The following is a 20169-nucleotide window of genomic DNA, read 5'->3' as shown; positions in this document are numbered from 1 at the left end:
TCTTCTTCGCCCCCCTTCTTCTCTTCTCTGCCGATTTCCCTCAGCGCTCCGTACTCGGCTGCGGCGGCGGTATTCGGCATGCCTCGAAACCTGATCCTAAGAAAGGCACCGACCATGCGCGCGCTCTACATAGGCCAGCCCGGAACCGAACGGGCGGACAGCTGGACCGCCTTCCTCTCCGAGCACTTCACCACCGTCAAGGTCGTCAGCGTCGCCGACCTCGGCTCGCTCGACTTCACCGGCAGCGACATCGCGATCGTGGACGGCGACCCGGATGAGGAGCCCCGCCCGCCGGAGGAGCTCACCGACGCCGCCCTTCCGCTCCCCACGGTCCTGATCGGCGGCATGGGCGGCAAGGCCGCCGACGCGATCGGCCTCAAGGTGGGCTGGGACTGGGGCTGCCTCTGCATGGACCAGCAGGCGATCATCGACGACACCGCGGTCGGCCACCCGATCTTCAAGGGTCCCGTCCCGGTGCCGGCCCTGGCCACCCGGACCATCCCCACCCCGGAGAACTTCCTTGAGTTCGCCGGCAAGAACCCGCCCGCGGAGCTCACGGTCGCCGACATCCACGCCGCAACGCCCGAGGACGTATACCCGGGACTGGTCTCCTCGAGCGCAGGGTTCCTGGACTCGCCGGACTGCGAGCCCATCCTGGGCGGCATCAACATGAAGGCCCATGACTTCAACGGAGTCGCCCGCCAGGCCCGGTTCCTCCAGTGGGGTTTCCACGACGTTCCCGAGAACTTCACCGACCTGGGCAAGGCCCTGTTCCTCAACTGCCTGCACTACATCAAGAAGTTCGCCGACGCCCCCGTCGAGGCGCTGCGTGTGGTGTGGTCGCGCGAGACCCTGCCGGTTCCCCTCGGTTTCCTGGACCACCCCCAGGCCGGAGATCCGAAGAAGTTTCTTGCCGAATCCTTCGGCCCGGACATCCCCGACGGCGTCGGTACGACGCCCGAGTCGGCCCTCGCCTGGTACGACGCGAACCACGGCTATCTGCGTCGCGAGGGCGTCCAGAACGACGGACAGTTCGTGGTGGACGCGGACCTGGTCGCCCTGGGCCTCGCCAACACTGACCCCGCGCTGCTCGACACCATCGCCCCGCGTCTGGACGAGGAGGGCCTGGACGGCGACCGGGCCCGGCGACTCTGGGAACGCTATGTCCGCCGCACCCCGGAGAACGCCGCGGCCGAGCGCGACTGGCTCGCCATGCACCGGAACCGGATGTTCTTCTCAGACTGGGCCGGCTACCGCTGGATCGCCCGGGACGACCTGCCCGTCCTCACCGTTCCGCGCTCCAGCTCCGAGGAGGCGGGCCCGTCTATTGTCTGGGTGACGGCACGCCGTGTCGGCGCCGATCTCCGGCTCGTCCTGCATGTGTTCCTGAGGCCCGGCTACTACATCTACGGCCCCGGAGCCACGGACGGGATCGTCACCTCCGTCGAGGTGACGTCCGACCATGTCATCGTGACCGAGCCGGAGTTCCCGGAGTCGGCGGACTTCCACCACTACGGGCAGGTCGCAGTACCGCTCACCGTGCGCGGCGCCTCGGACACGGTCCAGCTGGCCGTCCGGGTGCAGGTGTGCGACCAGCAGTCCTGCACTCCTCCGACCACGGTGCACATCCACGCGACCGCCGGGGACTGAGCCAGCACTCCCGACCGCCGGCCCCGTTCAGTGGCCGAGGAGCAGGCCGGCCAGGACCACGCTGACGGTCGTACCGCCGACGATGCTCAGCAGCGCGTTGCGGCGCCACAGATGTAGGGCGACGGTGACAGCGAGCGCCGCCAGCGGAGGGACGGCCTGCATGCCGCTCGCCTCGGGGATGTCGCGCAGGCAGTACACGACGAGGATCACCATGACGCCGACCGGCATGGTGGCGCCGAGATACCGGACCGTTGTACTCGCCCGCAGCGGGGCGAGGGCCGCGAAGGGCAGGGCGCGCAGGGCCCAGGTGACCGCGGCGGTGACCAGGATCGCGACCACGGCGTAAGTGCTGTCAGACATGGGCGGGGCTCGGCTTTCCACGGGTGGCGAGACGGCGGGCAAGCAGTCCGGCGGTGAACAGGGCGAACGCGACCGGCAGCATCTCCGCGGGAGCGATGAGGCGGGCGGCCAGGGCGCTCAGCAGAGCGAGCAGCGGGGTGGAGAGGTTCTTGCCGTTCTCGCGCACCGCATCCAGGGCGAGGACGGTGAACAGCGAGGTCAGCGCGAAATCCAGGCCAGGGATGCGGCCCGGGACGAGGGAGCCGAGCAGCGCTCCGGCAGTGGACGGGACGACCCAGAACAGGTGCAGGAAGAGCTGCATCCACAGGATGCGGCGGCCCGACCACTCACGGGACCGCTCCGTGGCGGTCAGGGCGTAGGCCTCGTCCGTGAGGGAGAACGTGCTGTAGATCTTGCCGCGGCGGCTGCGGACACGGTCCAACGGGAAGGACAGCGCGTAGAAGACGTGTCGGCACTGGACCAGGAAGGCGGCCACGGCGATCGAGACGAGCGGGGCCCCCGCCACGACCATGCCGATCAGCAGGAACTCGAACGATCCGCCGTAGATGAGGGCGGTGGACAGTCCCGCCCACCACCAATCGAGCCCGGACTGGACGACCAGCGCCCCGAAGGCGAGGCCGAGCGGAATCATTCCCAGACCCACGGAGGCAGCGTCGGCGAGGGCGGCCCGGGCATCACCCGAGGTGGCTCGCGCGTCGACAGGACGTATTCGCATGCAACAATTTTAGATAAGTGTCAGCCTAATTTGATTGCCAATGGTGGCACTATGATCTCCCTATTGGCAATGAAGTGAACCTAGATGCGCTTGATCGAGAAATTTTGTTTCACCTGCGCCAGGACGGCCGTCTCTCCAACGTCGAGCTGGCCCGGCGGGTCGGCCTGACCCCGCCACCGCGCCTGCGCCGGGTCAAGCGACTGGAGGAGACCGGCGTGCTCACCGGCTACCGGGCCGTGATCGACCCCTTGGCGGTGGGTCGCGGCCTGGAGGTCTTCATCGACGTCGAGATCTACGCCAATGACCGCAGGACCACCGAGGAGTTCGAGGCGACTGTGGCCTCGTACGAGGAGGTCGTCGAGTTCCGGCGCCTCTACGGGCGTCCCGACTATTTTCGTGCGCGTCGCGGTCGCCGACCATGCCGCGTACGAGGACTTCCTGATGAACAAGCTCAGCGGACTCCCTGCCGTGCTGCGCGTGGAGTCCCGGCTGACCATGAAGACGATCAAGGCCGACGGCTGAGCAGCCGAATGCCTGCTGTCAGCCCCGTACGGCGCTGACGTTCAGATTCCGATCGACCGCTCGCGCCCTGGCGGAGACTTCTTCCGGGTCGCGCGGGTCGCCGCCCGCGGCCTCAGTGAGGTAGCAGCGGATGGAGTCCCGGTTGCGGATCAGGGTGTCGATACGCTCCTCGATCTCGGCGAGCTCGCGGGCGAGGTTGGCCACCAGGTCGGGGTGCACCTCGGGGCGCATGTCCGGGCCCAAGCCGTGGAAGCAGGGCGCGACCTCGCGGATCACGTCGGTGCTCAGGCCTGCCTTGAGCAGTGCGCGGACGTGCTCGACCCGCTCGACCGAGGTGTCCGCGTAGTCGCGGTACCCGTTGGGCAGGCGGGTGGGGGTGAGCAGACCTTGCTCCTCGTAATAGCGCAGGAGTCGGGTGCTGACGCCGGTACGGCGGGACAGTTCACTGATCTTCATTGGTGACGCACTTCACTTCGAGTCGGCTTGACCTTGACATCGATGGTCGAGTTTACCGTCCTTCACATGAGTACGACACTTCCGCGGTCGAGCAGCCGCTCCTCGAAGATTCCGAACATTCCCGTGTCGACCGTCGACCTCATGCCGTTCCGCAAGGGCGACGACGCCTCCCAGGCCATGAGCGACACCCTCGCGACCGCGCGGGCCGCCGATGCCGCCGGTTATCACCGGTACTGGATCGCCGAGCACCACAACGCGGAGGGGCTCGCCTCCTCCGCGACGGTCGTGGTGATGGCCGAGGTCGCCGCGGCCACCGAGCGGATCCGGGTGGGCGCGGGCGGCATCATGCTGCCCAACCACGCGCCGTACGTGGTCGCCGAGCAGTTCGGCACGCTTGCCGCCTTCCACCCCGGCCGCATCGACCTGGGCCTCGGCCGTGCGCCGGGCACCGACCCGTGGACCGTACGCGCACTGCGCCGCGGCGGCGACGCGAAGGACTTCCCCGCCGAGGTCGCCCAGGTCCGCGACCACCTCGGCCCGGCCCGGCCGACGCAGCGCGTGCGGGCGATTCCCGGGCAGGGCTCCGAGGTGCCGGTCTACATCCTCGGCTCGTCCACCTTCGGTGCGGCACTGGCCGCTCAGGAGGGACTGCCGTATGTCTTCGCCTCGCACTTCGCCCCGGACCAGCTGCTGCTCGCGCTCGACACCTACCGTTCGAACTTCCGCCCCTCGGCCGTCCTGGACAAGCCGTACGCGATCGTCTCGGCCGGTGCGGTGGTCGCCGACACCGACGCCGAGGCTCGGCGCGTCTTCACGTCGATGCAGCAGCGCTTCCTGACGCTCGTACGCGGAAACATGCAGTTCCTGCCGCCCGTCGACGACATGGAGGCGCTCTGGAATCCCGCCGAACGCGCGGCCGTAGAAGGCATGCTGCGTGAGTCCCATGTCGGCTCGCCCGCAACCGTGCGCAAGGGGCTGATCGAGCTGGCGAGACGCACCGGGGCCGACGAGTTGATGATCATGTCCGAGGCGTGGGATCTCAAGGACCGCATCCGCAGCCACGAGCTGCTTGCCGAGGCGTGGCTCGGCTGACGCAACCCACTGATTCCGAGGAGCACCCCAGTGACTGCCACTTTGTTCGAGCCCGTCGGGCTCGGCACCCTCAGCCTGCCCAATCGCGTCGTCATGGCGCCGATGTCGCGGGCGCGGGCCGAGGCCGATGGCACGCCCACCGAGCTCATGGCGACCTACTACGCCCAGCGGGCCGGCGCCGGACTGATCGTCGCCGAGAGCACCCACGTCGGCGAGGAAGGCCGGACCGGGCCCGGCGCTCCCGGCCTGCACACCGACGCCCATCAGCGCGGATGGGCACGTGTCGCGGACGCCGTACACGCCCGCGGTGGCCGGATCTTCGTCCAGCTCGTCCATGCCGGGCGCCTGGCCCATCCGTCCTTTCTTCCGGATGGCGCGCAGCCTGTCGCACCGTCCGCGCAGGCCGCCGATTCGGAGATCTACACGTCGGGTGGGCGACGCCCTGCCGTTCGGCCACAGGAGCTGGCGTCTGCTGAGATACAGCTCGTCATCGACTCGTTCGTGCACGCCGCCCGGCGAGCCGTGGCCGCCGGCCTGGACGGTGTCGAGATCCACGCGGCCAACGGATTTCTGCTGCACCAGTTCCTCGCCGACAACAGCAACACCCGTACCGACCAATGGGGTGCCACCCCGGAGGGGCGCGCGCGTCTGACCGCCCTGATCGTGCGGGCGGTCGCCGAGGCGATCGGTGCGGACCGCGTCGGCCTGCGCATCTCGCCCCGCGACACCTACGGCGACGTGCAGGAACCTCTCGCGCACCGCTCCTACCCCGCGCTGCTGCGGGAGGTGGCGTGCGATCGCATCGGCTATCTGCACCTCACCGAGAGCGGTGACCGTGAACTCGACGAGCAGATACGTAAGTTGTGGCCTACCGTGCTTCTGGTCACCCCCCGCGCGGCCGACCCCGACGACACCACCAAGGAGCGCGCGGCCGCGGCATGGCTGCGGCGCGGTGCCGATCTGGTCGCCTTCGGCCGGGGCTTCATCGCCAACCCGGATCTCGTGACCCGCCTGCGCACCGGGGCCTCGCTCAACTCCCTTGTGGAGAACGGCCTGTACGGCGGCGATCACCGCGGCTACACCGACTACCCGGCACTCGGCGACCTCGCAGAGGAGGCACGCGCAGCACTCCTGGAGACGTGGTAGCCGATGGCGAGGGCCGCGAACCAGAGGCACCAGACGTACACCCCCCGACGGCTGTCGGCATCCGCCACCATCAAGACGACAACGAAGCCGAGCGAGCCGAGGGCGAGCCAGTTGGTGACCGGAGCGCCCGGCATGCGGAATTCCGCGGCCGATAGCTGCCCGGAACGGACCTTCGCTCGGTAGCGCAGATGGCAGATGAGGATCATGATCCAGGTCCATAGGCCCACGCAGGTGGAGACTGACGTGATGTAGAGGAACGCCTTGTCCGGCGACACCATGTTGACGATCACGCCGACACCTATCACCAGGGTGGACCGTCCCCCGGGTCGGGCAGCCCTTGCCCGGGCGCACAGTCAGATGCGGCGGACGATGTCATCGATCGCCAAAGCCGTGTGCAGGGTGGTCAAGTCGCCGACGCGCGTCAGGGAGACACTGAGCAGGCTCTCTATCCGCTTCACCCGCAGGCCGACGGTGTTGGGGTGGACGAAGAGGGACGCTGCGGTTTCTTGGGTGTTGAGGTCGTGGTCGAGGTAGCTGCGCAGGGTCGAGACGAGGTCGGTGCCGCGGCGCCGGTCGTACTCCCTCAGCGGACCGATCCACTGCTCGGCGAGAACGCCCATGCGGTGGGGGTCCACATCCGCAAGCAGCAGGCCGATCACGCCTGCCGAGGAGACGGTGAGGACGTCCTCGTCGGGGGTATACGGGATCAGCCGGAGCAGGCCGAGGGCCTGGCGGAAGGCCCCGGGGAGTTGCTCCGTCCCCGGGCAGATCTCGCCGGCCGCGACGCGCACGCCCGCTTCTACCGACTGCGAGCAGACGGCCCTGATGTGCTGCGCGAGGTCGTCCGCCACACGCGGGTCCACAGCCGGTGCGACGATGACGATCACCCCGTCACGTAGGGCAAGCAGTGGTTTGGACCTCGGGCAGGACAGGACGAGCGACTGGACCAGGCGCAACACCTGAGTGGTGATCGCTTCCGTGGACTGTTCCGTCCGGACGGCCAGGACGCGCTGCGGAAGGCGCAGGTCACTGCCGAGGCGGTCCGCGCGGGCGACGACAGCCTCCGGGTCGGTGAGCTTCCCGCTCACGAGTTCCGCGACGAGATCTCTCTGGGCCAAGCAGATCACCCTCACCACCGGCATTCCGTCCGGGCTCACCATCCCGCAGCTGATGAACTCCATCGCCACGGGTGCCCTCGACGCCACCCAGATGATCAGCCACCGCCTCCCGCTCAGTGACGCCATGGCCGGGTACGACGTCTTCACGCGCGCCGCCGAGACTGGCGCCATGAAGGTCGCTCTCACCAACGGCTGACGCCGAGAACGGCCGCAGCCTCCCCTTCGGTCGAGAGCCACCAGTCGTCGAGCCGGGCCCCTTGCGGGCCCGGCTCGACTGCCGTTTTCCGGGGCGGCCACCATCCCGCCGCATGTGTGACCAATGCCACCCCGGGAAGGCTTGACCTTCACATCGATGTCAATTTCTAGCGTTGCTGTCATGAACGACAACGCAGCGATCGACGTACTGGGGCAGCGCCCCTCTCCGTGGGCCGACCATCCCGGTCTGCGGCACGGCTTCCGCGAAGGCGGCATGACCGTCGGTGTCATCACACCGCTCGAGGGATTCCACGGCGCGGTCCCCACCATGGCCGATCACGTCAAGGTGATCCAGCAGGCCGAACGCGCCGGCTTCGCGGCCGTGTGGGTGCGCGACGTCCCCCTGCTCGACCCGGGCTTCGGTGACACGGGACAGGTCTTCGACACCTGGGCCTACCTCGGTTACCTCGCCGCCACGACCGAGCGGATCAGCCTGGGTACCTCCAGCGTCGTCCTGCCGCTGCGCCACCCCCTCGACACCGCCAAGGCCGCCACCAGCATCGACCACCTCTCCGGCGGCCGGCTGCTGCTCGGGGTGGCCACCGGCGACCGCGCCGTCGAGTTCCCCGCGTACGGCATCGACTACGACACCCGCGGTGAACGCTTCCGCGACACCCTGGCCTACCTGCGCCAGGCCACCGAGCAGCGCTTCCCGCAGATCTCCTCCCCCCTGGGGGAGATGAGCACGACCGATCTGCTGCCCAAGCCCACGCACGGCCGGCTCCCCGTCTTCATGACGGGCCGCGGCCGCCAGGAGATCGACTGGATCGCGGAGCACACGGACGGCTGGCTGTACTACACCCCGCCCCTCGATCTGCAGGCGCAGAACATCCAGCGCTGGCGCCGTCTCACCCACCGCGACGAGGGCACCTTCAAGCCCTTCAACCAGGCCACCTACATCGACCTGACCGACGACCCGAAGGCCGCGCCCCGCCCCATCCACCAGGGCATCAGTGTCGGCCGCGAACCGCTCCTGGAGATCATGCACGCCTGGCAGGACATCGGCATCGACCAGCTGATGATCAATTTCAAGCACAGCCAGCGCCCGGTCCCGGAGGTCATCGACGAGCTCGGCGAGTACGTTCTGCCGCACTTCCCGCCCGGCGGGTCGGTCGTCCCCGGCCCCGATGCCGCATGACACGGCAGAGCACGACACACCACGATTCCTGGAAGCCGAGCGCATGACAGATCCACTCAGCATGGCCGCACACCCCCGCCGGGCGGACGCCAACCCCTCCGGAACCTCCGAGCGCGGAAGGATCAAGGCCGTCTTCGCCGCGTTCATCGAGGCGTGGCGGACCCGCAACCAGGCGGCCCTGGCCGACCTCCTCACCCCGCAGGCCACGGCTCACCTCAGCCACCTCGGCCGCTTCACGGGCGCGTCCGCGACCTCCGCGGGACTGATCCAGCGGGCGCCCACGACGGGGCTGACGAGGTATCGGACGACCAACTCCTACGTGGCGGTGTCCGGGGCGACCGCGCGGCAGAGCGCGTACCTTCTGGGCACGCTGGCCGACGAGCGCGAGGACGGTAGTACGGACGGCAGCCTGGACGCCTTCCTCTTCGGCGGGCATTTCGTCAACACGTACGTCCGCACGGTGCGGGGCTGGCTGATCGACCAGGTCCGCTTCGATCTGGACTGGCAGCACGGCAACCGCGCCCACGCGCCCGGTTGGTCCTTCGCGGGACGCACGTCAGCGTGGCCCGATGACCGGCAGGCACCGGCGACCTTGAGCGAACTCGACGCGCCCTGGCACGTCGTGCCCGAGCCGACCGAGCAGGGCAGCGCCGAGCAGCAGGTCACCGAGGCGTACTTCCGCTACGCCTGGGCTCTGGACCAGGCCGACTTCAGCCTCCTGACCACCGCCTTCACCGCCGACGCGACGGCGAACCTGGCACCGTTCGGCCGCCTGGGCAGCGGCCGGGACATCGTCGCGGCCCTGAAGGAACTCCGTACGGGCCAGCCCTATATGCAGCACGCCGCCGACGAGTTCCGTGTCACGGTCACCGGCGACCGCGCCACGATGGATCTCTTCCGTGTCGTACCGTTCGCGCCCACCAAGGAGACCCTCGACGCCCCCGTCTACGGCGCGCGCTATGAGAGCCGGCTCCGGCGCGAGAACGGACTGTGGAAGTTCGACTGGCTCGACTACATCCCCGGCTGGGTCCAAGCGGGGGCGGACACCCGCTCGTAGCCCCGTTCGGCGGCACCACAGCCGCCCTCCGCACCATCCGGCCGATGTCGCCCGGTTCCCCTTTCGCGCCGGCTCGCACTGAACCGCACCGCAGCGCACCGCACTTCAGGAGTTTTTCCTCGTGTCCACCACGAAAGCCCGACTGCCCCTCGCCGTGTACATACTCGGCCTGGGGATCTTCACCCAGGGCACCTCGGAGTTCATGCTCTCCGGGCTGATCCCCGGCATCGCCGGAGATCTCGACGTCTCCATCCCGCAGGCCGGACTGCTCGTCTCCGCGTTCGCCATCGGCATGGTCATCGGGGCGCCGCTGCTCGCCGTGGCCACGCTCAACTGGCCCCGCCGTACGACGCTGATCGCATTCCAGGCCGTCTTCATCGCGGCGCACGTCGTCGGCGCCCTGGCTCCGGGGTACGGGGTCCTGTTCGCCACCCGGGTGATCAGCGCCACCGTGTACGCCGGGTTCTGGAGCGTCGCCGTGGCCACGGCCGTCTCGATGGTGTCCGCCGAGGCCAAGGCCAGGGCGGTCGCGGTCGTCGCGGGCGGGCTCACCCTGGCCACGATCATCGGTGTGCCGGCGGGCACGCTGATCAGCGGCATGGCCGACTGGCGGGCCACCTTCTGGACCGTCGCCATCGGCACCGTCGTCAGCCTGGTCGCCGCTGTCTTCGCCGTCCCGCGCGGCACCGGTGACAGCGCTGAACGCCGCACCGTGCGGGCCGAGGTGCGTGCCATGGCCAATGGCCAGCTATGGCTGTCGTACGCGCTGACCGCACTGGCCTTCGGCGCGTTCATGGTCACCTTCAGCTACATCGCGCCGCTGCTCACCGACATCACGGGTCTGTCCGAGTCCTGGCTGCCCGCGCTGCTCGCCCTGGTCGGCGTCGGTGGCCTGGTCGGCATGACGATCGGTGGACGCACCGCGGGGCAGCGTCCCATCCGTACCCTCGCCATCGGCACCGGCGTGCTGGCCGTCGGCTCCGTCGTTCTGGCGCTGTCCGCGTCCGTCGTGGCCGTCGTCCTCGTCCTGCTGTTCGTGGTCGGCTTCGGCGGCTACATCACCAACCCCGTTCTCCAGTCCCGCGTCTTCGTGATCGCTCCCAAGGCGCCGACCATGGCGGGTGCGGGCAACATCGCCGCCTTCAACGTCGGCAACGCCGTCGCCCCCGCCCTCGGCGGCCTGACCATCGGCGCCGGGCTGGGCTTCACCTCCGTCGCCTGGGTCGGCGCGGCCCTCGCCGCCCTCGCTCTCGTCGGCACCCTGTGGGCGGGGCACCTGCAGTACCGCGCTCCGCGCGGCAGCCGTGTGGTCACGCAGTCGCCGGCCGAGTCGCAGCACGAGGCAGAAATGGCTCGCCACTGATCTGCGCCCTGCCCGGCCATGGATCACCGGGCAGGGCGCACATCCGGGGCCGGCAGCGGCGTCACCGCTCCCGGCCCCGGACACCTGGACTCACGTACCGCAGGCCGCACAGTCATCGACAAGCATGAAGGAGCACTCCATTGACGCCGACGACGGACTTGGCCGCCCACTCGCCGGCGCTGGCGTGGCGTCTCCTCTGCCGCCTGCACGGGCAGGTGGAGGCTTGCATCGACCGAGGGCTGCGGACCACTCATCACCTGAGCGCACGCGAGTACCTGGTTCTGGACGTACTGAGCCGCCAGCACGACGGCACAGGCGGGCACTTGACAATGGGGCAGATCGAGCACGCGGTCGCCCTGAGTCAGAGCGCCAGGACGCGACTGGTCGCCCGGCTCGAGGACCGCGGACTGCTCTGGCGCTACCTGTGCCCTACCGACCGCCGCGGCATCTACACCGACGTCACAGAGGACGGGCACAGGCTCCTGGCGGCGGCCCGTCCTACATACCTCGCCGCCCTACGGAGGGCATACGAGGACGCAGCCAGGCAGCCAGAACTGGCGTCGCTGGTGAAGGCGGTGGGCTCGTTCCCACCACCGATGGGCTCGCCCGCTGTGCCGACACACACCTCCACGCACGATGACTGTTGAGCGCTCCATACGCCTCGTTCCCGCCCTGGCCTGCGGTCGGTCCGATGGCCCCCGTTCGTGAGGAGTTGGAACATGTCGTTCTCCGTGTCGAAGTTCCGGGATGTCGCCGACGGCACTCAGCCCGGCCAGTTCCAGGTCGGTGACCGGACCACCGTGACGAGCCTCGGCGACGTGGACCCCGTCTACAACCAACTGCTCGACGGTCCCGTGACCGCGGCCGTGTCCGTCATCGGCAGCACCGGCCTGTCCAACCTGACCCCGGTGTGGTTCGACTACGAGGGGGATCTGGTGCTGCTGAACCTGGCCTCCCACCGCAAGAAGGTCGAGTGGCTGCGCCGCACGCCCAAGGCGTCGTTCCTGCTGATGAATCCGCAGAACCCCTACCACTGGATGAGCATCAAGACGACGGTCAGCCGCGAGATCTCCGAGGACGACCCGGTCGAGGGCCCACGCGTCACCGCACAGCTCGACCGCATGTGGACCAAGTACATGGGCAAGCCCGGGCCTTACGCGCTGCGCGATCCGGAAGGCACCGAGCGACTGAGGGGCCCTGCGCTTCTCGGACAGCGGTGTTGAGGGTTCTCGTTATGCCGCTGCCTGCAACTCTTCGTACTCGGCGTGGACTTCTGCGGGAGTCTTGTAGCCGAGTCCGGAGTGGAGGCGTTTTCGATTGTAGAACATCTCGATGTAGCGGACGATGGCCCGGTGGGCATGGGCGCGTGTTGGGAACGTAGTTCGGTGTGCGAGTTCGTTTTTGAGGGCGCCGAAAAATGATTCAGCCATCGCATTGTCCCAACAGACACCGGTGCGGCCGACCGACGCCCGCAGGCCCAACGAGCGGAGCTTGCAACGAAGTTCCCAAGACGTGTATTGGGCGAGTTCAACCGGTCGTTGCAACACCGGGCTGTTGTAGTGAGCGTAGTTTTGACCGCGGAAGTCTTGGCCATCTTGAACAGCCGGATCGCCTCAACTGGGCCGTCGGTCGTCTTGGCGGTGGCCGTGGCCCGGCCGGAGAGAACTGCCCGGGCGGCTGCCGCGTCGATGGAGTCGGACTTGCCGTGTCGGCGGCGGGCTGCCTTGTCGGGCTGGTTGACCTCGGTGACAGTGATGCCCTCATGGTGCAGATAGCGGGTCAGGGCGGCTCCGTAGGAGCCAGTGCATTCCACTCCGGCCCGCTGTAACTGTCCGAAAGTACGTGCCCAGGAGAGGAGTTGGCGATAGCCATCCCGGGTTGTGGAGAAGCCTCGCGTGTCCAGCAGGACTCCGGTACCGGTGATGACCGCAGCCACGTGGACATCTTTGTGTGTGTCGACTCCGAGCAGTACCTGCTCGTGCTGATCAGCGGTGGGGTGAAGCGGATGGGTTTGCTGAGTCATGCTGGGCACGGTCGCCTGTCTCCTGAACGCCTCGGGAACACCGGTGGCCGACGCCGGGCTGGGTGAGGCGGTCAGGACTGTGACGGTGCCTGTCGCGAAGGCCCCTGACTTGTTGAATCGGGCCCAGACGCGCGGTCTGCAGCCGTAGCGTCCAGGGTGTCGGTCGGCACGGGCCCGCAGTGCCCCTTGCCGCCCATGGGCTGGCTCTCCGATAGCGTGCCGCCGCCGGCCGACACCCACGCGGTGTGGCTCGACAGAGGCATGAACGTGTGCGACCGCTACTTCAAGTCAGGGTGTCCACCGCATACTTCGCCGCTTCGAGTACAGACCGGGATGCGCGTGATCACGATCGGGATCGACCCCCACAAGTCCTCTCACACCGCCGTCGCCGTGGACGGTGCAGGCCACAAGACCGGCCAACGGCGCTTCGTCGTCAACGCCGGCACCTTCACGCAGCTGATGCGCTGGTGCGAGCCGTGGCCCGAGCGCTGCTTCGCCATCGAAGGCGCCGGCGGCCTGGGCCGCGCGCTCGCCCAGCAACTGGCCGTCGCGGGCGAGGACATAGTGGACGTCCCCTCCACCCTGTCCGCGCGTGCACGCCTGCTGGCCACCGGAGGGGACCGCAAGACCGACCCCGCCGACGCCCTGCATGTCGCCCAGGCCGCGCTCTTCTGCCAGGACCTGCGCAAGGTCACTCCGGAGGACCAGTCCACCATCCTCCGATTGCTCACAGAGCGTCATGACGACCTGGTCAACGAGCGGACCCGCACCACCAACCGCCTCCACGCCGTCCTGCGCGACCTGTTGCCCGGCGGAGCCCCCACCGGCCTCTCGGCGGACAAGGCCGCCACACTAATGAAGGGCATCCGCCCGATCACGGCCACAGACGACTGCCGCCGCGACATAGCCCGTGATCTGCTGGCCCACCTGCGTCGGCTGGACCGGCAGGCCAAGGAGAACGAGGCCCAGATGCGCGATGCCCTGGCCGCGTCGCAAACCACGCTGACGTCGCTGCCGGGCCTGGGCACCGTGCTCGCCGCGAGGCTCCTCGGCCACATCGGCGACATCGATCGCTTCCCGACTGAACACCATTTCGCCAGCTATGTCGGCGCGGCACCGCTGGACGCCTCCAGCGGGAAGAACATCCGGCACCGGCTCAACACCGGCGGAAACCGTGCCCTGAACTCCGCGCTGCACATTGTCGCCGTCTGCCAGATCCGCAATCCCGGTCGCGGCCAGGACTACTACCGGCGCAAGATCGCGGAAGGCAAGACGCCCGCAGAGGCCCGCCGGGCCCTGAAACGACGCCTCTCCAACGTGGTCTACCGGATCATGAAACGAGACCGTCGCAGCCATCTCGCAACCGCAGCTTGACACACAGAGGCGCTATCGGGACACGCCCACCGGTCCGGCGGCAGCACGCACCGCCTCAGACGGTGGTCGGCAGATCAAAACCAAGGCACCAGGGCCAGTCGTATCGCGGGCCAGACCACCGCCCGAGGCGGCACCCCAACATCCTCACAGTCGTATCGGGTGGCGATGCCTCGCCAGGCCTTGAGCTTGTTGATCAGCCGCTCGACGGTGTTCCTCTCCTTGTAGAGGTCGGCGTCGTGTCTGACGGGCCGACCACCCCCGGAGCCCTTCTTCTTTCGGTTGGAGGCCTGGTTCTTCTTCTCCGGGATCACTGCCTTGATGCCGCGTTGTCGCAGGTGGGCCCGGTTGCCGCGGGACGAGTAGGCTTGTCCCCGGCGACCGCGTCCGGGCGGATGCGGGGGCGGCCGAAGGGGCCACGGACCCGTATCATTCTTGAGTACGGGGATGAACTGCGGGCTGTCCGCGGCCTGTCCCGCGCTCAGGATGAACGCCAGCGGCCGGCACTTGCGGTCGGCGGCGAGGTGGACCTTGCTGGTCTGCCCACCCCTGGAGCGTCCCAGGAGGGCGGCCTTCAGGCGGAGTCTGCGTCGGCGCCGGGTGCGTCGTCGCTCTTCCCGTTCGGGATCTGCTTCGGCTTCCTGCCCGTTTTGTTCTTCGGAGCCGCCCCTTTTGACCTGGCCTTCTCCAGGGCGGTGAGAACGTCCTGGTTCACGTGCATCCCGGCGGCGTCGTGGTGTGCCCGCGCGGTGGTGGAATCGATGCTGACCAGGGACAGGTCCACCTCACGCCGCTTCGCTGCTTCCGCGATCAGGCCCTCCAACAAGGCCTCGAAGACTCCGGCGTCACGCCACTGTCGGAAGCGGTTGTGCACAATGGACCAGGCGCCGAACTCCTGCGGCATCTCCCGCCGCTGCCCACCGGTCTTGAACCGCCAGATCACACCCTCGAACTGCTGCCGCAGCCGCTCGGGGTAGGGGCCGTACTCTCCGATCAGCAGGTACGGCCCGATGAACTCCCATTCCCCGTCAGTCAGTTGCACTCGCGTCGCGCAAGAAGATCTACCGGTTCAGGCCCCGTCGCGAGGGCGGTGCCCGCAGAATGATCACGGCCCAATATGCGACCTAAGATCAGTCGAGACCACGATGAGCAGCCCACAACGCCCCGGCACGGCTGGCAGCGTCAGAGACCAGGGCCGCCAGTTCGGGTTTATCGGGGACTGGGAACGAGACGTATGCGCCCCGACCACCAGCGACTGGTCTGCCATAGGCCTTCACGGCGAGGTGACCGTCCGGGAGGAGCCGAACGTTGAGTGTGGTCAGCGTGAATGCTTCATCGCGTCGAGTGTCCGTCCAGCGGAGCGCCTGCGGGATCACGACATTGATCGCCAGAGCACTTACTTCCAGATCGCTGCTCATGGACGTCTCACGCGAGTCGCCGCAGGCGGCCGCCACCGCTTATGCAGCAGGCAGTTTGATCACGACTCAATGAAGGCCCTAGGCCAACCGGCGGCGTAGCCAGTTCAACCGCGCGGCTGTGGTCTCACGGTCGACGGCTGCTTTCGGGGAACCGGGCCACAGGTGAAACTCGGCTTGCCCGCCCGCCCTCCAGATGCGGTACGCGTAGTCGACGCTCCGCTCCCGAAACGGGTCTCCCGAGCCCACGTCGATGAAAGTCGGGGGCAGTCCGTCCGGACTGCCCCCGTCCAATGCGGGGTTCACGAGCAATTGGCCCGTCAGGGCAGGGCCGCCGCGCTCGTGGGCCAGCGACGACAGCGCAGCGGCCATTCCGCCGCCAATTCCTGCGCCACCCACGATGATCTGCCGAGGGCCGAAGACGGCTCTGTCGGCTTCATGGGCCGCCTGGAGCAGGCCCGCGTAGCAGTCCTCCAATCCGCCTTCTGCAGATACGGACACCAGGGTGACCCCCGCCCTCAGGGCCACCTTCGCGATCATGTCGTCGTCGTGTATCCAATACAGCACCGGTGCGGGGAGAGCGGCTGGGGTGAGTCCGGTGGGCATGGGTCTCTTCTCGTCGGACGTGCTGGGATGTGGGTGAGGAGGCTGGCCACCGTGTTGGTCCGCGCGGGGGGTGCCGAGGGTTGCCGGCCCTGCCGGTGGCCCGAATGCCTGGTCTTGCCGCCCGGAGTCGGTGCCCTGCGGCTCAGAAGGCTGTGGATTAATTCGAGGAGGAGCATGAAGCGACGTTAGGTGGCTTCGTGCTACAGCAGATCCGCCGTGCGGCGATGTCGCCCCCCTACGAAAGTAGAGGGTGGTGACCTGCGAAAGTGATGCTGTCCCGCGCAGGACACCATCTGGAAGCGGGCTCTCCCGCCTGGTGACAGTGCGCGCCCGGGCCAGAGCGAGCCACGCGATCCCGGCCCGAATCGGCCCAGAGATGCATGCATCTACTCGGAGGGTTCCACGTCGTCGGGAACCGCTGGGTTACTTGGGAGCACCGTCCGTTGCATAGGGCGGGCACCAGCGCCCGTCCTAGCCACCCGGCAGCATCGCCGCGCCGAGGCTCACCTTGGTCCCAGCCGTGGAGGTGGACGCTGTCGGCGTGCCGGTAGGTGCCCACGGCAACGGTGGTGTGACCGTCGTGGGCGTGAAGGTGGATAGCGAGGAGTCCGGACTGGATGTGGTCGTGGATCTTCTGGGCCTCGGTGGACACGAGCCGGATCTCGTCGCGGTCCAGCCAGGTCACCAGGTGGCTGGCCCAGATCCAATCGGTGTCGATCTCTTGCGCACAGGCCCGCCGCTCGCCACGAACCGTCAATCGGCGGCCGACTTGGGGTATCGAACCCATACCCGTGGCTCTGGGGCCAACCGCGAGAACAACGGAGCCCTAGGCGGGGTAGTACATGTCCGACGACGCGGTGGAGTTCCGCTTCAATGTCTAGCGGGCGACGCAGCACCACTTCAATGATCTGATAAAAGCGCAGGTCAACAGGGGTCTGACTCTTCGGGGTCAGGCCCTTAGTGGTCGGCGCTGGAAGTCCTTCGGGGGTTGACGTGAGGGTCCGTGCCGAGCGGTGATCGGCGGAGTCACGTGTCCAGTTGTGCACGGATGAGCGTGTCGAGTCGCTGCCATGCCGGGGAGGAGGCGTTGACTGTGCCTTGGATCAGGGCGGGGATCTCGGAGGCTGCATCCAGCTCGGGCAGTTCGTCGGTTCCGTAGCGTTCCCGGGTCGCCTTGGCGATCCGGCGGGCGAGGCCGTCGATGCGGGGATCGTGGGCGTCGAGGTCGTGCGCGTGGTCGTAGTCGAGGAAGAGCTCCCGCAGCGCCGGATCGGCCAGGGCCTCGGCTTGGTCGTGAAACAGTGTGGTTGCGCGGTCTGGGTAGGTGGCGAACACGAGGATCCACAGGTCGCGTTGCAGGTCCAGCCATCGAGGGGTGAATCTCCATCGGGCCAGGTGCTCCAGATGGGCACCGACCTCGCCGGGCAGCGGTGCCAGCTGCCCGGCGGCGAGCTCGCGCAGGCGACCCTGGGTTACCTGCAGGCCGCGGATGCTGGCGGCGAGCTCGTCGTCGATCTCGCGTAGCGCCTGTTGGAAATCCTCGTCGGTCGCTGATCGCAGGTCTCGGATACGGGCCAGGGGGACGCCGGCTTCGGCGAGCGTCCGGATCTTGATCAGGTTGATGGCGTCGCTCGCGCCGTACCGCCGGTAGCCGGACGCATCGCGGTCGGGCTCGGGGAGCAGCCCCTTGTCGTGGTAGACGCGAATGGTCTTGATCGAGACTCCGATGTACTTTGCCAGCTGCCCGATGGTGATCACCCGGCCATCGTCCCACTTGACCTTTCCCTTGGGGCAGGGTCGCACGATGGCGTCATGGCGAACACGAATATCGACCGGGAGACCCTGCGCGAGCTGGCTGACGAGGGCAACGAGACTGCTTTGGACCGGCTGGCCGACCTCGCCGACGCAGCCGGCGACCTCGGGGAACTGAGCGAGCTGTTGGACGAGGGATCCATGCACGCTGGGTTTCTGCTCACTCGACGCGCGACCGCGACCGGCGACCTGCGCGAGCTCCAACGGATCGCCGACGCCGGGTACGACGAGGCCAGGGACGAGGTCAATCGACTATTGAAGGCACCGGCCGACGGAGATCGGGATTGAGGATCTGACCAGCCGCAGCAGCCGTCCAGGCCGCGGTCGGCGCGCTCAGGCCAGAGTATTGCCCTTGATCGCCTGCGCGTCACGGCGCGTCGGATCAGGGTGCTTAACCGACCTGAACGACCCTCCCGAGATTGACCGTTGCCCTCCTTGCCTGCTGCCATCGCCTGCCCGATCATCCTGACCGCCTCTGACCGGCACCAGCTGAAGAAGGCGGCCTACGGCCACAAGACCGAGTACCAGGCCCGGATGCGCGCGCAAATCGTGCTGCACGCGGCTCGGGGACGCTCCAACGCCCGTATCGCCGCCGAGACCCGCCTGCACGTGGATACGGTGCGGACCTGGCGGGGCCGGTTCGCCCACGGCGGCTTGCCGGCCCTGGCCGACCGTAAACGCTCCGGTCGCCCCGCCCGTTTCACCCCCGCGCAAGTCGCCGAGACCAAGGCACTGGCCTGCCAGTTACCGGCCGAGACCGGCGTGCCGCTGTCGCGCTGGTCGTGCCCGGAACTGGCAGCCGAGTTGACCGCGCGTGGCATCACAGACAGCATCTCGGCGTCCACGGTGCGCCGCTGGCTGCGCGAGGACGCGCTCAAACCCTGGCAGTACCGCTCCTGGATCTTCATCACCGACCCGGACTTCCGCGCCAAAGCCCAGCGGGTGCTGGACCTGTACGCCCGCACCTGGCAGGGCGAGCCCCTGGGCACGGACGAATACGTCATCAGCGCCGACGAGAAGACCTCCATCCAGGCCCGCTGCCGCTGCCACCCAACCCTGCCACCGGGGCGGGCCCGAGCAATGCGGGTGAACCACACCTACGGGCGCGGCGGCGCGCTGGCCTACCTGGCCGCCTATGACGTCCACGCCGCACAGGTGTCCGGCCGCTGCGAGCCGACCACCGGCATCGACCCGTTCATGAGCCTGGTCGCCCAGGTCATGAGCCAGGAGCCCTACGCGAGCGCGAAGCGAGTGTTCTGGGTCGTCGACAACGGCTCCTCCCACCGCGGCAAGAAGGCCGCGGACCGACTGTCGGCCGCCTTCGCGAACGCGGTCCTGGTCCACACCCCGGTGCACGCCTCCTGGTTGAACCAGATCGAGATCTTCTTCTCCGTCGTGCAGCGCAGGGTCGTCTCACCCAACGACTTCACCGACCTGGCCCAGGTCGGGGACCGGCTCCGAGCATTCGAAGACCGCTACAACGCCACGGCACAGCCGTTCCAGTGGAGATTCACCACCTCCGACCTGGACGATCTACTGGCCCGGCTCGACCGACACACACCCGCCGACCGACACCAAGAATCCTCCGCTGCCCTGGCAGCCTGATCAACCCCCGAAGGACTTCCAGCGCCGACCACTTAGGTTCTTACCGTGCTGGATGGGTGCTGGATTTTCTGACCTCTCGTCACCTGTCATCACCCCTCGTCTCTATACCGTGTTGGATTCGTGCTGGACGCACGCGGACTGCGCGTACGCCTCGGGCGCGCGTGCTGTGCAGTCGAGGGGGGATCACCGGCCCCAGCTCGTCGGCGCAGATCACCGTCGCGTCCTCGGGCGGGTGGGTGTAGAGACCGATGATCCTTGTCCTTTTGGGACGAAGTCCGGGTCCTTCGACCGCATCCAGGACCGGGTACGACGCCGGCGCACACCCTCCGCGAGAAGGATGCGGCGAACCTGCGAGCGGCCCACCTCGATCCCCTCGCCCCGCGCTGCCGCGGCCAGCCAATCCAGCGTCCACTCGGACGGCCCCGACTCGTCGAAGGCCCACAGTTCCCCCACGGGCTCCCACCG

22 protein-coding genes and 3 pseudogenes are annotated in these 20169 nt (G+C 68.2%); 13 read left to right on the top strand and 12 right to left on the bottom strand.

What is annotated here, in order from left to right:
• The first annotated feature begins 114 nt into the window (after positions 1-114).
• A complete protein-coding gene (locus ACZ69M_RS50685) occupies positions 115-1650 on the top strand; it encodes a protein-disulfide reductase DsbD domain-containing protein (protein WP_470060474.1) in 1536 nt (511 codons plus the stop codon).
• Between the two features lie 27 nt (positions 1651-1677).
• Here ACZ69M_RS50685 and ACZ69M_RS50680 read toward each other — a convergent pair whose 3' ends face one another.
• Entirely contained in the window at positions 1678-2010 is a 333-nt protein-coding gene (locus ACZ69M_RS50680) for a branched-chain amino acid transporter permease (protein WP_470060473.1), read from the bottom strand.
• Positions 2003-2725 carry an AzlC family ABC transporter permease gene (locus tag ACZ69M_RS50675; protein WP_470060472.1) on the bottom strand — a complete coding sequence of 241 codons (723 nt, stop codon included), beginning with the start codon at positions 2723-2725 and terminating at the stop codon, positions 2003-2005. Before ACZ69M_RS50675 ends, ACZ69M_RS50680 begins: the two co-directional genes overlap by 8 nt.
• A gap of 104 nt (positions 2726-2829) precedes the next feature.
• Here ACZ69M_RS50675 and ACZ69M_RS50670 point away from each other — a divergent pair.
• Positions 2830-3247: pseudogene (locus tag ACZ69M_RS50670) on the top strand (Lrp/AsnC family transcriptional regulator).
• Between the two features lie 18 nt (positions 3248-3265).
• Here the strand turns inward: ACZ69M_RS50670 and ACZ69M_RS50665 are convergent.
• Positions 3266-3703, bottom strand: a complete 438-nt coding sequence (locus ACZ69M_RS50665) for a MerR family transcriptional regulator (protein WP_470060471.1) — start codon at positions 3701-3703, stop codon at positions 3266-3268.
• 66 nt (positions 3704-3769) lie between these two features.
• Between ACZ69M_RS50665 and ACZ69M_RS50660 the strand changes: the two genes are divergently transcribed.
• The gene (locus tag ACZ69M_RS50660) at positions 3770-4795 is read left to right on the top strand and encodes an LLM class flavin-dependent oxidoreductase (protein WP_470060470.1); all 1026 of its coding nucleotides are present in this window, start codon (positions 3770-3772) and stop codon (positions 4793-4795) included.
• A 30-nt stretch (positions 4796-4825) separates the two neighbouring features.
• Complete coding sequence (locus ACZ69M_RS50655) at positions 4826-5941, top strand: alkene reductase (RefSeq protein ID WP_470060469.1); 1116 nt, start codon at positions 4826-4828, stop codon at positions 5939-5941.
• Here the strand turns inward: ACZ69M_RS50655 and ACZ69M_RS50650 are convergent.
• Entirely contained in the window at positions 5881-6231 is a 351-nt protein-coding gene (locus tag ACZ69M_RS50650) for a hypothetical protein (RefSeq protein ID WP_470060468.1), read from the bottom strand. The two genes, ACZ69M_RS50655 and ACZ69M_RS50650, sit on opposite strands and share 61 nt — an antisense overlap.
• Before the next feature lie 63 nt (positions 6232-6294).
• Positions 6295-7029, bottom strand: coding sequence for a PucR family transcriptional regulator (locus ACZ69M_RS50645; protein ID WP_470060467.1), 735 nt, complete (start codon positions 7027-7029; stop codon positions 6295-6297).
• Between ACZ69M_RS50645 and ACZ69M_RS50640 the strand changes: the two genes are divergently transcribed.
• The 6 genes from ACZ69M_RS50640 (at position 7013) to ACZ69M_RS50615 (ending at position 12095) form a co-directional block, all read left to right on the top strand.
• The gene (locus ACZ69M_RS50640) at positions 7013-7255 is read left to right on the top strand and encodes a hypothetical protein (protein ID WP_470060466.1); all 243 of its coding nucleotides are present in this window, start codon (positions 7013-7015) and stop codon (positions 7253-7255) included. The genes ACZ69M_RS50645 and ACZ69M_RS50640 overlap by 17 nt on opposite strands.
• A gap of 180 nt (positions 7256-7435) precedes the next feature.
• Positions 7436-8452, top strand: a complete 1017-nt coding sequence (locus ACZ69M_RS50635) for an LLM class oxidoreductase (RefSeq protein WP_470060465.1) — start codon at positions 7436-7438, stop codon at positions 8450-8452.
• A 43-nt stretch (positions 8453-8495) separates the two neighbouring features.
• Entirely contained in the window at positions 8496-9509 is a 1014-nt protein-coding gene (locus ACZ69M_RS50630; protein WP_470060464.1) for a nuclear transport factor 2 family protein, read from the top strand.
• A 121-nt stretch (positions 9510-9630) separates the two neighbouring features.
• A complete protein-coding gene (locus tag ACZ69M_RS50625; protein ID WP_470060463.1) occupies positions 9631-10872 on the top strand; it encodes a Cmx/CmrA family chloramphenicol efflux MFS transporter in 1242 nt (413 codons plus the stop codon).
• Positions 10873-11012: 140 nt separating this feature from the next.
• Complete coding sequence (locus ACZ69M_RS50620; RefSeq protein WP_470060462.1) at positions 11013-11519, top strand: MarR family winged helix-turn-helix transcriptional regulator; 507 nt, start codon at positions 11013-11015, stop codon at positions 11517-11519.
• 72 nt (positions 11520-11591) lie between these two features.
• Positions 11592-12095, top strand: coding sequence for a pyridoxamine 5'-phosphate oxidase family protein (locus ACZ69M_RS50615; protein WP_470060461.1), 504 nt, complete (start codon positions 11592-11594; stop codon positions 12093-12095).
• Between the two features lie 9 nt (positions 12096-12104).
• On the opposite strand, the pseudogene ACZ69M_RS50610 reads toward ACZ69M_RS50615, so the two are convergent.
• Positions 12105-12347, bottom strand: a pseudogene (locus ACZ69M_RS50610) (integrase core domain-containing protein); the annotation flags it as partial.
• Between the two features lie 83 nt (positions 12348-12430).
• A pseudogene (locus ACZ69M_RS50605) lies at positions 12431-12895 on the bottom strand (IS110 family transposase); the annotation flags it as partial.
• 195 nt (positions 12896-13090) lie between these two features.
• Here ACZ69M_RS50605 and ACZ69M_RS50600 point away from each other — a divergent pair.
• Positions 13091-14269 (top strand): IS110 family RNA-guided transposase, encoded by a 1179-nt coding sequence (locus tag ACZ69M_RS50600; RefSeq protein WP_470060460.1) that lies wholly within the window; start codon positions 13091-13093, stop codon positions 14267-14269.
• A 74-nt stretch (positions 14270-14343) separates the two neighbouring features.
• Here the strand turns inward: ACZ69M_RS50600 and ACZ69M_RS50595 are convergent, their stop codons facing one another.
• From ACZ69M_RS50595 to ACZ69M_RS50575, 5 genes are all read right to left on the bottom strand, one after another.
• Positions 14344-14751 (bottom strand): transposase, encoded by a 408-nt coding sequence (locus tag ACZ69M_RS50595; protein WP_470060475.1) that lies wholly within the window; start codon positions 14749-14751, stop codon positions 14344-14346.
• 89 nt (positions 14752-14840) lie between these two features.
• Complete coding sequence (locus tag ACZ69M_RS50590; protein ID WP_470060459.1) at positions 14841-15308, bottom strand: transposase; 468 nt, start codon at positions 15306-15308, stop codon at positions 14841-14843.
• An 88-nt stretch (positions 15309-15396) separates the two neighbouring features.
• On the bottom strand, positions 15397-15684 hold the full coding sequence (locus tag ACZ69M_RS50585) for a hypothetical protein (protein WP_470060458.1): 288 nt from the start codon (positions 15682-15684) through the stop codon (positions 15397-15399).
• A gap of 78 nt (positions 15685-15762) precedes the next feature.
• A complete protein-coding gene (locus ACZ69M_RS50580) occupies positions 15763-16287 on the bottom strand; it encodes an alpha/beta hydrolase (RefSeq protein WP_470060457.1) in 525 nt (174 codons plus the stop codon).
• Positions 16288-17313: 1026 nt separating this feature from the next.
• Positions 17314-18045, bottom strand: coding sequence for a MerR family transcriptional regulator (locus ACZ69M_RS50575; RefSeq protein WP_470060456.1), 732 nt, complete (start codon positions 18043-18045; stop codon positions 17314-17316).
• Positions 18046-18099: 54 nt separating this feature from the next.
• On the opposite strand from ACZ69M_RS50575, the gene ACZ69M_RS50570 reads away from it, so the two are divergent.
• Together ACZ69M_RS50570 and ACZ69M_RS50565 are read left to right on the top strand one after the other, a co-directional pair.
• Entirely contained in the window at positions 18100-18387 is a 288-nt protein-coding gene (locus ACZ69M_RS50570) for a hypothetical protein (RefSeq protein ID WP_470060455.1), read from the top strand.
• A 147-nt stretch (positions 18388-18534) separates the two neighbouring features.
• Positions 18535-19704, top strand: a complete 1170-nt coding sequence (locus ACZ69M_RS50565; protein ID WP_470060454.1) for an IS630 family transposase — start codon at positions 18535-18537, stop codon at positions 19702-19704.
• The last annotated feature ends 465 nt before the right edge of the window (positions 19705-20169 follow it).

The sequence above is a fragment of the Streptomyces sp. NPDC107454 genome (assembly GCF_055582885.1).
Note: the sequence above shows the minus strand (reverse complement) of the source record. Positions and strands in the feature narration are given on the sequence as shown.

Excerpts from the sequence above, each read along its gene's own strand:
- ACZ69M_RS50685 (WP_470060474.1), top strand. The coding sequence starts at position 115 with ATGCGCGCGCTCTACATAGGCCAGCCCGGAACCGAACGGGCGGACAGC.
- ACZ69M_RS50680 (WP_470060473.1), bottom strand. The coding sequence starts at position 2,010 with ATGTCTGACAGCACTTACGCCGTGGTCGCGATCCTGGTCACCGCCGCG.
- ACZ69M_RS50675 (WP_470060472.1), bottom strand. The coding sequence starts at position 2,725 with ATGCGAATACGTCCTGTCGACGCGCGAGCCACCTCGGGTGATGCCCGG.
- ACZ69M_RS50665 (WP_470060471.1), bottom strand. The coding sequence starts at position 3,703 with ATGAAGATCAGTGAACTGTCCCGCCGTACCGGCGTCAGCACCCGACTC.
- ACZ69M_RS50660 (WP_470060470.1), top strand. The coding sequence starts at position 3,770 with ATGAGTACGACACTTCCGCGGTCGAGCAGCCGCTCCTCGAAGATTCCG.
- ACZ69M_RS50635 (WP_470060465.1), top strand. The coding sequence starts at position 7,436 with ATGAACGACAACGCAGCGATCGACGTACTGGGGCAGCGCCCCTCTCCG.
- ACZ69M_RS50630 (WP_470060464.1), top strand. The coding sequence starts at position 8,496 with ATGACAGATCCACTCAGCATGGCCGCACACCCCCGCCGGGCGGACGCC.
- ACZ69M_RS50615 (WP_470060461.1), top strand. The coding sequence starts at position 11,592 with ATGTCGTTCTCCGTGTCGAAGTTCCGGGATGTCGCCGACGGCACTCAG.
- ACZ69M_RS50600 (WP_470060460.1), top strand. The coding sequence starts at position 13,091 with ATGGGCTGGCTCTCCGATAGCGTGCCGCCGCCGGCCGACACCCACGCG.
- ACZ69M_RS50585 (WP_470060458.1), bottom strand. The coding sequence starts at position 15,684 with ATGAGCAGCGATCTGGAAGTAAGTGCTCTGGCGATCAATGTCGTGATC.
- ACZ69M_RS50580 (WP_470060457.1), bottom strand. The coding sequence starts at position 16,287 with ATGCCCACCGGACTCACCCCAGCCGCTCTCCCCGCACCGGTGCTGTAT.
- ACZ69M_RS50570 (WP_470060455.1), top strand. The coding sequence starts at position 18,100 with ATGGCGAACACGAATATCGACCGGGAGACCCTGCGCGAGCTGGCTGAC.